Below are 15,107 nucleotides of genomic sequence, written 5' to 3'. Positions count from 1 at the left end.
TTCATAAAATCCCTCATTAATGGTAGTCAGGTCACAATACATTTTAACTGTAGTTATACTCTTATTTTTAAGCGCATGTTCAACTTACAGTCCGCAATACGCAACACCAAATAAAAACCAACCTAAAACACCATCACAAAGCATAGATAAAACGTTTTATTTAATTGGAGATGCAGGTATATCTCCTCAAAGCGGAATGTCTAAAGCCTTAACAGCTTTTAATAAACATATTGAAGGTAAGAAAACTAAAGGCGATTATACCTTGTTTTTAGGCGATAATATTTATCCGGCTGGTTTACCTAAAAAAGATGATAAATATAGAGCAACTGCCGAAAACGCACTAAACGCCCAAGCAAAATCTGTAAATAATTTTAAAGGTGAAACTATTTTTATACCTGGAAATCATGATTGGTATGCAAACGGATTAAAAGGCCTAAAACGTCAAGAAAAATATATTGAAGATGCTTTAGGTAAAAATACATTTCAGCCAGAAAATGGTTGCCCACTAGAAAGTATTGATGTTAGTGAAACCATTCAATTAATAATAATTGATACACAATGGTATTTAGAGAATTGGAATTCGCACCCAACCATAAATGATAAATGTGAAATTAAAACCAGAGATCGTTTTTTTGAAGAAATAGAAGGCGAGCTAAAAAAAGCCCAAAATAAAACAACGGTTTTTGCCATGCATCATCCTATGTACACTAATGGAACGCATGGTGGAAAATATCCGCTGTTAAAGCACATATTTCCATTTCAACAAAAAATACCATTACCAGTTTTAGGGTCATTTATAACACAGTTGCGTACTCAAGGAGGTGTATCAATTCAAGATAGATATAATGAGCGCTACCACGAACTAATGAGCCGTTTAGAAACCTTAACCTTAGGTGCTGAAAATGTTGTATTTGTATCGGGGCACGAACATACACTGCAATACATTGAAAAAGGCAGTATAAAACAAATAGTATCAGGTTCAGGGGCAAAAGAATCGCCAGTAGCTTTAGGTAAAGATGGGTTGTTTTCATATGGCAAACAAGGTTTTGTAGAGCTTAATATTTTTAAAAATGGTAGTAGTTGGGTGAAATATTACGGCGCCGAAAACGGAGAGCCTTCATTGCTTTTTGAAAAAGAAATATTTCCGGCAAACCAAGAGTTTGATGTTTCAACACTACCAGTTACATTTCCGCAAGAGGTAGAGGTTTCAATTTATAAAAAAGAAGAAACCGATGTTTCAGGATTTTTTGAGTCTGTTTGGGGTGCACATTATCGAGATGTTTATAGTACCAAAATAAAAGCAAAAGTTGTAACCTTAGATACCCTTTATGGTGGCTTAGAGGTTGTTAGAAAAGGTGGTGGGCACCAAACACGGTCGTTACGCTTAAAAACTAAAGATGGTAGAGAATTAAATATGCGTGCGCTTAGAAAAAGTGCAACACAATATTTACAAACTGTACTCTTTAAAGATAATTATATACAGGAAGAATTTGAAAAAACAGCCATTGAAGAGCTTATTTTCGATTTTTACACAGCAGCGCATCCGTATGCTTTTACAGTGGTGCCAGATTTGTCAAATGCAGCTAAAATATTTCATACAAACCCTAAGTTGTATTTTGTGCCAAAGCATAAACATTTAGGTAAATACAACGAAGAATATGGTGGTGAGTTGTATATGATTGAAGAAAGACCAGAAGATAATTACGAAGACGAACGCAACTTTGGTTATGCCGATGATATTGAAAGTACGCACGATATTATTGAAAAAGTTAGAAAAGACGAAAAATATAAAATTGCCGAAAACGAATTTGTAAGAGCACGATTATTTGATATGCTAATTGGCGATTGGGATAGGCACCAAGACCAATGGCGTTGGGCGCAATTTAATCAGCCAAACGGCGATAAATTTTACCACCCAATACCCAGAGATAGAGATCAAGTGTTTTCAAATTTTGATGGCGCATTGTTAGATGTTATGAAATTTATTTCAGGCTCAACAAAACAACTTCAGGTCTATGATGAAGAACTCAAAGATATAAAATGGATGAATAGCGCTGGCATAAAACTAGACCGTGTTCTCATTCAGCAAGCCAATAAAGAGGTTTGGTTAAAACAGGCCGAGTTTCTTCAAAAACATATAACAGATTCTGTAATAAATGTTGCATTTGCCAAAGTGCCAAAAGAAGCACAAGATAAAACGCTAGCAGATATAAAAACAAAACTAAAAGGTAGGCGTAACAATTTAAAAAACATTGCAAGCCGCTATTATAATTATTTAAATGAGTTGGTTATTTTAACGGGTACAGATAAAGATGATTATATTGAAGTTACTAGAAAAGCTAATAAAGAAACACGTGTAGTTATTTCTAGAATTATTGATGGTAAAAAAGGTGAAGTTATTGTTGATAGAACGTTTAATAAAGATATTACAAAAGAAATATGGATTTACGGTTTAGATGATAAAGATGTTTTTGAAACTTCAGGAAAAGCAAATAATCCCATATTTATACGTTTAATTGGCGGACAAGAAAATGATACTTACATTATTAAAAATGGAAGACGAATAAAGGTGTATGACCACGAAAGCAAACCAAATACCATTAAAGAAAATAAAGGTGCAACCGTAAGATTAACCGATGTTTATAATCTTAATTTATTCAATTTCAATAAAAATATTGTCAATTCAAGTGTTATAACACCAGCTATTGGTTTTAACCCAGATGATGGTTTTTTACTTGGGCTTCAATATGTAAAAACTAAAAAAGGTTTTCAGCGTAACCCATTTTCACAACAACATAAATTTAGAGGTGGTTACTACTTTGCAACCAGCGGTTTTTCTTTAAACTATGATGGGGAAATTGCTAATATTATGAACGATTGGAATTTACACGTTGGTGCTAAATTTACCAGTGAAAACTTTACAAATAACTTTTTTGGCTACGGTAATGAAACTGTAAATAATGATGACGATTTAGATCTTGATTATAACCGTGTAAAAACAGGCATTTATGGTGTTAAGGTTGGTATTTTGAAAAAAGGAAACTTTGGAAGCGATTACGGTTTTAGAGCTATTTTAGAAGGTATTGAAATTGAAAATTCTCCAAACCGTTTTATTACAGATTTTATGCCCGCTACAAATGAAGATTTTTATAAAACCAGATTTTTTGGAGGTTTAGAAGCGCAGTTTAACTACGAAAGTTTTGATGATAAAATAAACCCTAAAAAAGGCATGTCTTTCATGTTGCAAGTTGGTGGAAAAACAGAATTTAAAGAAACCAAAAATACTTATGGCTATTTAAATACAAACTTAGGTTTTTACAATGCCCTAACAACCAATAAAAAATTAGTTTTAAAAACCGATGCCCGCACACAAATACGTGTTGGAGATGATTTAATTTTTTACCAAGCAGCTAATATTGGAGGTAATAATGGATTAAGGGGTTTTAGAACTGAACGCTTTACAGGAAAAAACGCCTTTGTTGGTAGTGCAGATTTACGCTACAGTTTCAACTCATTTAAAACAAGTTTTTTACCAATGCAAATTGGTGTTTTTGGTGGGTTTGATGTAGGTAGAGTATGGTTGAAAGGTGATTTTTCAGATAAATGGCATAATGATTATGGTGGCGGTTTTTGGGTAACCGCAGCCGAAAGTTTATCGGGCACATTTAACTTTTTTAACAGTACCGAAGGTATACGGTTTTCGTTTGGCTTTGGTTTAAATTTCTAGTTTAAACTAAACGTGTAAATATTGCCACCGGTGCTTTTGTTTTGCTCGTCTGTAATAACCACTGTGTCATTATCAGTAAAACAAATACCTTCTTTTTGCGAATTATGTTTAAAGTTGTGAGCAGAAATATCGCCATTAAAAAAGTTATCACTTTTAAAGTTTGTTAATTTCCAAAGTTTATCATGGTTTAATAACACAACAGTTTTTTTATCTGGGCTTATAGCTGCCGATGTTACTTTAGTGTCTTTACCATCAAGTTTAAACGCTGTAATAAGTTTGGCCGTGTGTTTACCAACACTATTAGGTACTTTTAGTAACACATTTTTCTTTTTGTCTTTACTAAAAATATAAAAGGCGTTGTTTAGTAAAAAGAAGGCTTCAAAATCTTCAGATTTTACACCCTTGGGCATTTTAAATTCAATAATATCGGCTTTGGTTTCATCTGCTTTGTTAGCAATATTGCTTATTTTGTAAATGGTAAAAGTTTTTCGTTTTTTATTGTTATTACCAAAATCGCCAATGTAAATATTGCCTAAAGCATCCGATGTTAAATCTTCCCAATCATCATTTTTAGCATTATCAACATCAATATCTTTAATAATGTTTCCTTTTAAATCTAAACCGTAAATATTGTTTTTATTTCCGGCATCTTCAATGGTCCAAAGTAAATCTGAACCTTCAACAACTTCAATAGCCGAAGCCTCTTTTAGTTCAGAATCTATGCTTGCTACAAGGTTTAAATTTCCTGTTTTGCAGGCGCTTAAAAGTAATGCTGAAAATATAATGGTTTTGTGAAATATGTTCATAATATGGTGTTTTCTTCCGCAGAAAATATAAGTATTTTACAATGCTTAAAAAAAATATAACACTTAAATTAGTGCTAAAATTTAAGAGGCAAAATAAACTATAAATTATGAATGATATTATTGTAATTGGTGGTGGTGCAGCAGGTTTTTTTGCCGCTATTAACATTGCAGAACAACACCCGCAAGCCAAAGTTACTATTTTAGAAAAAGCCAAAGAAGGCTTACAAAAAGTGAAAATTTCTGGTGGCGGGCGCTGTAATGTTACCCATGCCGAATTTGTACCCAAAGAATTAGTAAATAACTACCCGCGTGGTAAAGAAGAATTACTTGGGCCATTTCATCAGTTTATGACGGGCGATACTATTGAATGGTTTGAAAACCGAGGTGTTACCCTTAAAATTGAAGAAGATGGCCGCATGTTTCCAGAGTCTAATTCTTCACAAACTATAATAGATTGTTTTTTAAATGAAGCTAAAAAATTAGGCGTTAATATTAATTACAGTTGTGGTGTAAAATCTATTAAAAAAGAAGCGGCTGTTTGGCAAATTGAAACCAGTAAAGGTGTGTTTGCAGCACAAAAACTTGTTGTTGCAACCGGTAGTAGTTTAAAAATGTGGCAAATTTTACAAACCTTAAATCACACTGTTGTAAACCCTGTGCCGTCATTGTTTACATTTAATGTCAAAGATGCGCGTATTAAAAATATACCAGGTGTGGTGGCGCAAAACGTTACAGTAAAAGTGGTTAATTCTAATTTAGAATCTCACGGGCCATTGTTGGTAACACATGTTGGTTTTAGTGCGCCGGCTATTTTAAAACTTTCGGCTTTTGGTGCTGTTGAACTTGCTAAAATGCTTTATAAATTTCAAATTGAAATAAATTTTATTCAGCAAGATTTTTATACATGTTTAGATAATTTAAAAGATTTAAAACAAGCATTAGCTAAAAAAACGGTGGTAAAATTTGCTCAGTTTGATGTACCAAAGCGTTTATGGCAACAATTGGTTTTGGCAGCAAATATTAATGATGGTGTTACTTGGGCCGATTTAAATAAAAATAAATTAGAAGCTTTAGCAGAACAACTTACTAAAGCTGTTTTTAATGTTGATGGCAAAAGTACTTTTAAAGAAGAGTTTGTTACCGCAGGCGGTGTAGATTTAAAAGAAGTAAACTTTAAAACTTTTGAAAGTAAGCAGCATAAAAACCTATATTTTGCAGGTGAAGTTTTAAATATTGATGCGGTTACGGGTGGTTTCAACTTTCAAAATGCTTGGACAAGTGCTTATATTGTAGCAAAAAACATAGTAAGTTAAATGAAAACATACATTGCACTTTTAAGAGGTATAAATGTTAGCGGAAAAAACAAGATTCCTATGGCAGAATTAAGGGCTGTGTTGAAGAATTTAGGGTTTCAAAATGTTCAAACATATATTCAAACAGGTAATGTGGTTTTTCAAACGTTACAAGAAGATTGTAAAAATTTAGAAGTTAACATTCAAAAAGCTATTCACACGTATTTTGGGTTTCATGTACCGGTTTTAGTTTTGCAACCAAGTACTTTGAATACAATATTTAACAAGTGTCCGTTTCCGCAAAGCGAAAAAGAAAACAGTTATTTTATGCTCCTTTTTACAAAACCTAATGAGGCATTAATAAATAGCGCTGCTCAATATAATTACCCAAATGAAACATTCAAAATAACACAAAATTGTGTGTATTTTTACAGTGCTACCGGTTACGGAAAAGCAAAATGCAATAATAATTTTTTTGAACAAAAATTAAAAGTAACAGCAACGGCAAGAAATTACAAAACAATGTTAAAGTTGTTATCTTTGTCTGCTCAATAAAAAATATGACAGCACAACAATTTATACCAAAACCTTACCCAAAAACAGTTGAAAACGGCAGTGTAACTTGGGAGTCTCCTAGTAATATTGCCTTGGTTAAATATTGGGGTAAAAAGGAAAACCAAATTCCTGCAAACCCATCTATAAGTTTTACGTTAAGTGGCTGTAAAACAAAAACTACTTTGCGTTACTCTAAAAAAGAAACTACAGATAATTTTTCGTTTAAAGTATTTTTAAATGGAGAACAAAAAGACAGTTTTAAACCAAAAATTGAAACTTTTTTTAAGCGTATTGAAGTTTACATGCCGTTTTTAAAAAAATTTCATTTTGAAATAGAAACTCAAAATACATTTCCGCACAGTTCGGGTATAGCATCATCGGCTTCTGGTATGAGTGCTTTAGCATTATGTTTAATGAGTGTTGAAAAGGCGTTAGTGGATGTGGTTGAAAGCGAAAATGAAGAATTTAAAAACTACTTTAACCAAAAAGCCTCTTTTTTAGCGCGTTTAGGCTCTGGTAGTGCGTGCCGAAGTATTGAAGGGAACTTGGTGACTTGGGGAGAACACAGTGAAATTACTGGAAGTTCTGATGTGTTTGGTGTAAAATATCCGTTTGAAGTACATGCCAATTTTAAAGATTACCAAGATACTATTCTATTGGTTGATAAAGGTGAAAAACAAGTAAGCAGTACAGTTGGCCATGGTTTAATGCATAACCACCCGTTTGCAGAACAACGTTTCAACCAAGCGCATAAAAATCTTTCGGCATTAATTACAGTTTTTAAAACAGGCAATTTAGATGCTTTTATAAAAATTGTTGAAAGTGAAGCTTTAACACTGCATGCCATGATGATGACTAGCTTGCCTTATTTTATTTTAATGAAACCAAATACGTTAGAAATTATTAATAAAATTTGGGCATATAGAGAAAAAACTGGTTCTAAGTTGTGTTTTACGCTAGATGCCGGTGCCAATGTTCATCTTTTATATCCGGTTAACGAAAAACAAAACGTATTAGAATTCATTAAGAATGAATTAGTTGCATATTGCCAAAACGGACATTATATTTGCGACCAAATTGGACTTGGCGCCAATAAAATAGATTAAAAACTTGTTTTTTGTTTAAAAACATTGTAATTTTATTAAACAAAAATTAAGGTAACGCCCCTTAATCTTACTAGAAATTATGAAAGGACCATTATTTTATTCTAAAATTTTACTCTTTGGTGAGTACGGAATTATTAAAGATTCCAAAGGGTTATCAATACCATATAGCTTTTATAATGGTGCTTTAAAAACTGATGAAAACCCATCGGAAACTGCTATAAAATCAAATCAAAGTTTAAAAAAGTTTACAGACTATTTGGCTACAATTGACGCTAATTTGGTGTCTTTTGATATTGATACTTTAAAAAGTCATGTAAATGCGGGTATGTATTTTGATTCTTCAATTCCGCAAGGTTATGGCGTTGGTAGTAGTGGTGCTTTAGTAGCTGCTATTTATGATAAATATGCCAATGAAAAAATTACCGTTCTAGAAAACTTAACTAGAGAAAAGCTTTTAAAGTTGAAAACCATTTTTTCGGCAATGGAATCTTTTTTCCACGGAAAATCATCAGGTTTAGACCCTTTAAATAGTTATTTGAGTATTCCTATTCTAATAAATTCTAAAGATAATATTGAAGCCACAGGGATTCCTTCGCAAAAAGTAGATGGAAAAGGTGCTGTGTTTTTATTAGATAGTGGTATTATTGGTGAAACTGCACCAATGATTAGCATTTTTATGGAAAACATGAAGCAAGAAGGTTTTCGTAAAATGATTAAAAATCAGTTTATAAAACATACTGATGCTTGTGTAGACGACTTTTTAAAAGGTGATATAAAATCGTTATTCAACAACACAAAACAACTATCAAAAGTAGTTTTAAGTCATTTTAAACCTATGATTCCTGCTCAATTTCATGAGCTTTGGAAAAAAGGTTTAGAAACCAATGATTACTATTTAAAACTTTGCGGCTCTGGCGGTGGCGGTTATATTTTAGGATTTACTGAAGATATTCACAAAGCAAAACAAGCACTTTCAGACTATAAATTAGAAGTAGTTTATAACTTTTAATACCTTTGTTATCCTGAAAATTATTTCAGGATTTCATTACGTTTCTTTATGCTTTCAAGAAAACAGAAATATATTTTGTTAAAATTTTTTAGCATGTTTTCTGTGGTTAGAGGTTACAACATTTTAGTAGTTGTAGTAGCTCAATACTTAACTTCAATTTACATTTTAGCACCAAATGCACCTTTAAAAACAGTTGTTTTTGATGTTAATTTACTTATGCTTGTGTTAGCATCAGCTGCAGCAATTGCAGGTGGTTACATAATTAATAATTTTTACGATTCTGAAAAAGACTTAATTAACAGGCCAATAAAGTCTAAACTAGATAGGTTAATAAGCCAAAACACTAAGTTATCTTTTTATTTCGTACTCAATTTTTTGGCAGTAATATTTGCAAGTTATGTTGCGTTTAATGCCGTTTTGTTTTTTTCGGTATATATTTTTGGTATTTGGTTTTATTCTCATAAACTAAAAAGACTGCCAATGGTTGGTAATGTAACATCGGCGGTATTAACCATTTTGCCTTTTTTTGCCATTTTTATGTATTACAAAAATTTTGACACGGTTATTTTTGTACATGCTACCTATTTGTTTTTAATAATTTCAATGCGTGAACTCACAAAAGATTTAGAAAACATTACCGGAGATTTGGCCCAAAACTACAAAACAATACCAATAGCTTACGGTGAAAAGGCATCAAAGGCCATGTTAACAATATTATCGGTTTTAACGCTATTACCAACATACTTGCTGCTTTTTAAGTATCATGTTGGGCATATGTATTTATTTTTTTATTTAAGTGCCTTTTTATTGTTTTTGTTTTTAATAGTTCTTTGGAAATCACAAACTAAAACACATTATTTAATACTTCACAATATTTTAAAATTTATATTATTACTTGGTGTTTTTAGCATTTTACTAATTGATGTAAGTGTTATTTTGAATAGAATTTAGCCAAGGTTTTTACATAAAAACAACTTATTTTTTTCTTTGTAATTAGATATAAATCAGTAAACAAAAAATTAAAAATCACAATTTAAAGCATATCTTTGTCAAAAAATTTAACGAATGAACAGGCAACGCGGAGGAAAACCACAAGGCGGAAAAGCATTTAATAAAAATGCACAAAATAGAGCGTCAAAACCCAAACCCCAAACTAATAATACCAATAGCAGTGCAGATATAAGGTTGAATAAATACATAGCTAATGCCGGTATTTGCTCGCGTAGAGAAGCCGATGTTCATATAGCTACAGGTTTAGTTACGGTTAACGGCAAAGTTGTAACCGAAATGGGTTATAAAGTAAAACCTACTGATGAGGTAAGGTATGATGGCTCTAGAATTAGCCCAGAGCAAAAAGCCTATGTACTTTTAAATAAACCAAAAGGTTTTGCAACAACTACAAGCGAAGGCAAAGGCAGAACGGTTATGGATTTGGTTGCTAACGCCACATCATCACGTATAAAACCTATTGGGCGTTTAGGCCGAAACTCAAAAGGATTACTGCTTTTTACAAACGACAAAGACATAGAAGATAAGTTTAAAAACTCCAAAAAGGGAGTGGCGCGATTATTTCATATAGAACTAGATAAAAATCTGAAATTAGAAGATTTAAAGAAAATTCAAAACGGCTTTAAAATTCAAGATAAACTAATAACTGTTGAAGAAATAAGTTATGTTGATGGCACTTCAAAAAAAGAAGTTGGTTTAAAAATAAAAAATACAGGAAACACAATAATACGTACAATTTTTGAGCACTTTAATTATGATATTTTAAGTATAGATTGTGTTGCTATTGCGCATTTAACAAAAAAAGACATTCCGCGGGGGCATTGGAAACACCTCTCTAAAGAAGAACTTACCATGTTAAAAATGTTATAAAACTCAAACCACACTAATTTACAGTGTGGTTTTTTTAAAGTTAACAATTACATAATGCCGTTGTTTCATTTTTTATCTTTCATTTGTAGTGGCATTAAAACAAAAAAATCAAATTATTTTTTTAAAGGTTTAAAAAATAATTTTTAATTTAACACTATTATTTAAGTAACCATTTTACCAAGTAACCCCAAAAATAAAATGATACGTAAAATTGTAGATTACCAAAAACTGAATCAAGATATATTAAATCTTCTTGTTGAAAAATTTCCAGATGGATATGATGATGATGACATCATATCTTTCAGAAATGCAAAAAATGAAGTTATAGAAGCTGTTGAAGTTAAAACAGAAGACACCATTTATTTAGTGAAAGTTGGTAAGCGTTTAGTGCAAGCAATGCAAGATTTTGGTGATGATGATAACGATGATGATTCAAGTGAAGACACACCAGCCCTTGCTCCTGAAGACGACTTTAATAACGATGACGATTAACATATTACGATTCTTTTTTACAACGCATGAAAACCGCAGTTTTTAAATCTTATCAAAACGGATATTTTACGTTTTGGTTTGATAATGGAGATGAATTAGCTTTTGAAGAAGTACATCCCAAAGCTTTATACAAATACAATTTAAAAGAAGATAAAGCGCTGATAGACCAAACTTTTAAATTAACTTATTCTGAAATATTTGATGATTTAGATAGTTCTGTAATTTACAGGATAGACTCGCTTACGTTAGTTGCTTAGGTTTATTAAACATTTCCCAAAAAAATACACTATAAACAATAAGGTATTCAATGCCAATAATAATAAGGTTTTCTTGTTTGTTGGCGTTGCCTATTTGCATGTAAGCTAAATAGCTTAAAATAATCATATAGCTCCAAACTAAAGGAAATTTATAGTTTGTAAAAACTGATAAACCTAATATTGTAACTACATACCACGGGTGCACTGTTGTTGATATAAAGTAATAAAAACTTAAAACCATAAGCATAGCAATAATAAGTTGTTGCATACCAATACGTTTTTTTAAAAAAGTATTTATTAGCACAAATAAAATTACCAAAACAGGTATGGCTTTGCCAATAATAGCTATTTCATTATATCCTCTAAAGGTATAACCAATAGCACGGGCTATGTAGTAAATACTAGCGTTAAATTCAAAATTTTTAAACCATAAGCCAACTGTTTGTGTGTAGTTTGAAACAAATTGCATTGAAAAAAATGGTGCAAATAATAAAATAGTTGTAATGCCAACAACGACATAAAATAGACTGAGTTTTTTTAAAGATTTCCAAAATGAAAATGTTAGGTTTTGTGTTTTATTTTTATGAAACCTAGCCGAAACAAACCATTGAAAAAACAAAGGTAAAAATAGTAATGGTATTAATTTAGTTGAAATAGATAGCGCTAAAACAACAGCGCTACCTAGCCATTTTCCTTTGTGTAATAAGTATAAACTCCAAATTAAAAAGAAAACCATAACACCTTCAAAGTGTAAATTTCCAGTTAATTCAATAATAATAAAAGGATTTAATATAAACCAAAATATATTATGAATGGGAATATTTAGAAGTTTTAATAATTTTTTTCCGAAGTAAAAAGAGCCAATATCTGCAGCAATAATAATGAGTCTTAATCCAATTACAGAACTTAAAATGCTACTGCCAGGAAATAGATTTGCTATAACAAAACATAATTGATTTACTGGTGGGTAATTTGTAAAATGACTAGCATTTAATTTACCCATGCCGTAAAAAAGTTCTAAAGCATTTTTAAAAGGATAATTATTGGTGTCTATAAAACTTGATACTGTGTGCAAGTAAGGGTTGTATCCTTCTAAAATCATATTACCATCCCAAATAAAACGGTAAAAATCTTGTGATAAGTTTGGTATTGCAACTATAAACACCGCTCTAAATACAAAAGCAAACGTTGTTAATAGTTTAGTATTGGTTTTATATGTATTAACAAGCCAATAAAAAATAGCAAAAAGGCATGTGTATAATCCTGTAAGTTTTATGTATTCTGTTCGTTCTAGATTATAAGCAAAATTAAAATACAGAAATAAACATAACACACACAACAACATGGGTGTTTTAAAAATTTTTAAAATAGATAGGTGTATTTGCATAGGTTAAATATAATACTATTTGTTTGTAGTGTGTGGTTTACAAAACTTACCTAAATATTTATTAATAGAGATTGAATATTATAAAATAAAGTCATTAAAAAAGAGCACGTAAAGTGCTCTTTTTGTTTCGGACGTCTGTAAGTTTTAATTGTGTTTTGGCGACTAACTCAAATAATTAAATGATAGTTGACTGTCCTAAATGTATGTTAGTAAAGTTTAGATTGGTCTCGTCTGGGTTATGAATAAAATCTTCAATAAAATCTCCTACTTTAGTGGTGCTAATATTATCGTATTTGGTGTTTAAATCAGGTGTTGTAATGTGAAGTTTTAAAGCTTTATCAACTCCTTCTCTAACCAAAGTGGCTTCGTCATATAATCCGAAATGATCTAACAACATTGCTGCCGATAAAATGGATGCAATTGGGTTAGCAATACCTTTATTAGTAGCTTTTGAGTAAGCACCGTGTATGGGTTCAAACATTACATGCTTATCGCCTATTGATGCCGAAGCTAATAAACCAATTGAGCCAACAATTACACTTGCTTCTTCAGATAAAATATCACCAAACATGTTTTCTGTTAAAATAACATCAAACTGTCTGGGGTTAATAATGAGCGCCATGGCTACATTATCAATATAGCGGCACTCTAAAGTTACATCAGGGTATTCAGTGGCAATATCTTTAACTACTTTACGCCAAAGTCTTGAGCTTGCAAGTACGTTAGCTTTATCAACTAATGTTAATTTTTTTTGGCGTCCTTGTGCAGCTTTAAATGCTTGGTGGGCTATACGTTCAATTTCTTTGCGGGTATATTTACATACATCAGAAGCTTCGGTATCATTATATTTTTTTTTGCCAAAATATATGCCGCTAGTAAGCTCTCTATAAATTAAAATATTTGTACCTCGTATTTGTTTTACTTTTAATGATGATTTGTTTAGTAAATCTTCATAAGCAATTACGGGTCTAATATTGGTATGTAAATCAAAGGTTTTGCGTAAGCCTAAAAGCCCTTGTTCTGGGCGTACATCAATAGTAGGATCATCATACTTAGGGTTGCCAATAGCGCCAAATAAAATAGCATCTGCTTTATCACAAATGCTAATAGTTTCTTCGGGTAGTGGTAAACCGGTTTTTTCAATGGCACTGGCCCCAACTAAAGCTGTTTTAAAAGTAAAAACGTGGTTAAACTCCATAGCAATAGCTTTTAAAACCTTAACGGCTTGTGCTGTAACTTCGGGTCCTATACCATCGCCTGGTAAAACAGCTATATTTAGTTTCATACCTTTTGTTTTTATGCTGAAATGATATCTTTATAAACAGAGCTAGACTCTACTATTTGATGTATATCATTATCATCTATTTCTTTTTTCTTGTCAGCAAACTCTAAAAATTTAGTGTAAACTTCGTCTAATTGAAGCTTTGTAAGCTCATAACCTACATTTTTAGCTCTGTAAGCTAATGCAGCTCTACCGCTTCTTGCTGTAAGTACAATAGCAGATTCTGTTACACCAACAGCTTTAGGGTCTATAATTTCATAAGTTTCACGATTTTTAATCACACCGTCTTGGTGTATACCAGAACTGTGAGCAAAAGCATTGGCACCAACAATAGCTTTATTTGGCTGTGTGTAAATACCCATACTATCTGAAACTAATTGACTTAGTCCATAAAGCATTTCAGACTTTATATTGGTGTCTAAATTTAAGTAAGGGTGTTGTCTTAAAATCATAACAACTTCCTCTAAAGCGGTGTTTCCGGCGCGTTCACCAATACCGTTAATTGTACACTCAATTTGTCTGGCGCCGTTAATTACACCTTCAATTGAGTTGGCGGTAGCCAAACCTAAATCGTTGTGGCAGTGACAAGATAAAATAGCTTTATCAATACCTTTTACATTTTCTTTTAAATATTTAATTTTCGCACCGTATTCATGTGGTAAACAGTAGCCTGTAGTGTCAGGAATGTTTAAAACCGTAGCGCCAGCTTTAATAACGGCTTCACAAACACGAGCTAAATATTCATTATCAGTTCTACCAGCATCTTCAGCATAAAACTCAACATCTTCAACAAACGATTTTGCGTAACTTACAGCCTTTACTGCACGTTCAATAATAGCTTCTTGAGTAGATTTAAATTTGAATTTTATATGAGATTCAGAAGTACCAATACCAGTATGTATTCTTGGTTTTTTAGCATGTTTTAATGCCTCTGCAGCAACTTTTATATCGTTTTCAACTGAGCGTGTAAGTCCGCAAACAGTTGCGTTTTTAACTATTTTTGAAATGGCTTCAACAGATTTGAAGTCGCCAGGACTAGAAACAGGGAAACCAGCTTCAATAATATCTACACCTAAAAGATCAAGCTGTTCAGCAATAACTAATTTTTGTTCAGTATTTAGTTTACAACCAGGAACTTGCTCGCCATCTCTTAGCGTTGTGTCAAAAATTTGTACCTTATTATCAGACATTTATTAAAATATATTTTCTTATTCATTTACGAATGTATATTTTGGTTTCGTAAAACACAGATCTTTAATTGCTTTTTTTACGATGTTTAACCAATATGCTTTAGTGTTAAATATCTGTTTTACAAT

At 31.8% G+C, this 15,107-nt stretch carries 13 protein-coding genes; 9 read left to right on the top strand and 4 right to left on the bottom strand.

The window, feature by feature from the left end; all coding sequences use genetic code 11:
• Positions 1 to 19 precede the first annotated feature (19 nt).
• Positions 20 to 3,727, top strand: a complete 3,708-nt coding sequence (locus ACXAG4_RS09085) for a metallophosphoesterase (RefSeq protein WP_475295760.1) — start codon at positions 20 to 22, stop codon at positions 3,725 to 3,727.
• On the opposite strand, the gene ACXAG4_RS09080 is transcribed toward ACXAG4_RS09085, so the two are convergent.
• Positions 3,724 to 4,533 (bottom strand): hypothetical protein, encoded by an 810-nt coding sequence (locus ACXAG4_RS09080; protein ID WP_475295759.1) that lies wholly within the window; start codon positions 4,531 to 4,533, stop codon positions 3,724 to 3,726. The genes ACXAG4_RS09085 and ACXAG4_RS09080 overlap by 4 nt on opposite strands.
• Positions 4,534 to 4,640: 107 nt before the next feature.
• Between ACXAG4_RS09080 and ACXAG4_RS09075 the strand changes: the two genes are divergently transcribed.
• The 8 genes from ACXAG4_RS09075 (at position 4,641) to ACXAG4_RS09040 (ending at position 11,122) form a co-directional block, all read left to right on the top strand.
• A complete protein-coding gene (locus ACXAG4_RS09075; protein WP_475295758.1) occupies positions 4,641 to 5,846 on the top strand; it encodes a BaiN/RdsA family NAD(P)/FAD-dependent oxidoreductase in 1,206 nt (401 codons plus the stop codon).
• Positions 5,847 to 6,380, top strand: coding sequence for a DUF1697 domain-containing protein (locus ACXAG4_RS09070; RefSeq protein ID WP_475295757.1), 534 nt, complete (start codon positions 5,847 to 5,849; stop codon positions 6,378 to 6,380).
• Between the two features lie 5 nt (positions 6,381 to 6,385).
• The gene (locus tag ACXAG4_RS09065) at positions 6,386 to 7,486 is read left to right on the top strand and encodes a diphosphomevalonate decarboxylase (protein ID WP_475295756.1); all 1,101 of its coding nucleotides are present in this window, start codon (positions 6,386 to 6,388) and stop codon (positions 7,484 to 7,486) included.
• A 79-nt stretch (positions 7,487 to 7,565) separates the two neighbouring features.
• On the top strand, positions 7,566 to 8,495 hold the full coding sequence (locus tag ACXAG4_RS09060) for a mevalonate kinase family protein (protein ID WP_475295755.1): 930 nt from the start codon (positions 7,566 to 7,568) through the stop codon (positions 8,493 to 8,495).
• Between the two features lie 48 nt (positions 8,496 to 8,543).
• Positions 8,544 to 9,446, top strand: coding sequence for a geranylgeranylglycerol-phosphate geranylgeranyltransferase (locus ACXAG4_RS09055; protein ID WP_475295754.1), 903 nt, complete (start codon positions 8,544 to 8,546; stop codon positions 9,444 to 9,446).
• Between the two features lie 114 nt (positions 9,447 to 9,560).
• A complete protein-coding gene (locus ACXAG4_RS09050; protein ID WP_475295753.1) occupies positions 9,561 to 10,373 on the top strand; it encodes a pseudouridine synthase in 813 nt (270 codons plus the stop codon).
• A gap of 198 nt (positions 10,374 to 10,571) precedes the next feature.
• A complete protein-coding gene (locus tag ACXAG4_RS09045; protein ID WP_475295752.1) occupies positions 10,572 to 10,865 on the top strand; it encodes a hypothetical protein in 294 nt (97 codons plus the stop codon).
• Between the two features lie 26 nt (positions 10,866 to 10,891).
• Complete coding sequence (locus ACXAG4_RS09040; RefSeq protein WP_475295751.1) at positions 10,892 to 11,122, top strand: hypothetical protein; 231 nt, start codon at positions 10,892 to 10,894, stop codon at positions 11,120 to 11,122.
• Here ACXAG4_RS09040 and ACXAG4_RS09035 read toward each other — a convergent pair.
• The 3 genes from ACXAG4_RS09035 to ACXAG4_RS09025 form a co-directional block, all read right to left on the bottom strand.
• Complete coding sequence (locus ACXAG4_RS09035) at positions 11,106 to 12,509, bottom strand: MptA/MptB family glycosyltransferase (protein WP_475295750.1); 1,404 nt, start codon at positions 12,507 to 12,509, stop codon at positions 11,106 to 11,108. The two genes, ACXAG4_RS09040 and ACXAG4_RS09035, sit on opposite strands and share 17 nt — an antisense overlap.
• A gap of 175 nt (positions 12,510 to 12,684) precedes the next feature.
• Positions 12,685 to 13,794 carry a 3-isopropylmalate dehydrogenase gene (gene leuB / locus ACXAG4_RS09030; protein WP_475295749.1) on the bottom strand — a complete coding sequence of 370 codons (1,110 nt, stop codon included), beginning with the start codon at positions 13,792 to 13,794 and terminating at the stop codon, positions 12,685 to 12,687.
• Between the two features lie 11 nt (positions 13,795 to 13,805).
• Positions 13,806 to 14,981: a 2-isopropylmalate synthase gene (locus tag ACXAG4_RS09025; RefSeq protein ID WP_475295748.1), complete on the bottom strand. Its 1,176-nt coding sequence runs from the start codon at positions 14,979 to 14,981 to the stop codon at positions 13,806 to 13,808.
• Positions 14,982 to 15,107: the final 126 nt, after the last annotated feature.

Source organism: Seonamhaeicola sp. ABD4_175, assembly GCF_056160885.1.
This window is presented reverse-complemented; position numbering and strand designations above follow the sequence as displayed.

Bases quoted from the DNA above. Each gene is read 5' to 3' on its own strand.
- ACXAG4_RS09070 (WP_475295757.1), top strand. From the start codon at position 5,847: ATGAAAACATACATTGCACTTTTAAGAGGTATAAATGTTAGCGGAAAA.
- ACXAG4_RS09075 (WP_475295758.1), top strand. From the start codon at position 4,641: ATGAATGATATTATTGTAATTGGTGGTGGTGCAGCAGGTTTTTTTGCC.
- leuB (WP_475295749.1), bottom strand. From the start codon at position 13,794: ATGAAACTAAATATAGCTGTTTTACCAGGCGATGGTATAGGACCCGAA.
- ACXAG4_RS09085 (WP_475295760.1), top strand. From the start codon at position 20: ATGGTAGTCAGGTCACAATACATTTTAACTGTAGTTATACTCTTATTT.
- ACXAG4_RS09025 (WP_475295748.1), bottom strand. From the start codon at position 14,981: ATGTCTGATAATAAGGTACAAATTTTTGACACAACGCTAAGAGATGGC.
- ACXAG4_RS09045 (WP_475295752.1), top strand. From the start codon at position 10,572: ATGATACGTAAAATTGTAGATTACCAAAAACTGAATCAAGATATATTA.
- ACXAG4_RS09040 (WP_475295751.1), top strand. From the start codon at position 10,892: ATGAAAACCGCAGTTTTTAAATCTTATCAAAACGGATATTTTACGTTT.
- ACXAG4_RS09035 (WP_475295750.1), bottom strand. From the start codon at position 12,509: ATGCAAATACACCTATCTATTTTAAAAATTTTTAAAACACCCATGTTG.
- ACXAG4_RS09060 (WP_475295755.1), top strand. From the start codon at position 7,566: ATGAAAGGACCATTATTTTATTCTAAAATTTTACTCTTTGGTGAGTAC.
- ACXAG4_RS09080 (WP_475295759.1), bottom strand. From the start codon at position 4,533: ATGAACATATTTCACAAAACCATTATATTTTCAGCATTACTTTTAAGC.
- ACXAG4_RS09055 (WP_475295754.1), top strand. From the start codon at position 8,544: ATGCTTTCAAGAAAACAGAAATATATTTTGTTAAAATTTTTTAGCATG.
- ACXAG4_RS09050 (WP_475295753.1), top strand. From the start codon at position 9,561: ATGAACAGGCAACGCGGAGGAAAACCACAAGGCGGAAAAGCATTTAAT.
- ACXAG4_RS09065 (WP_475295756.1), top strand. From the start codon at position 6,386: ATGACAGCACAACAATTTATACCAAAACCTTACCCAAAAACAGTTGAA.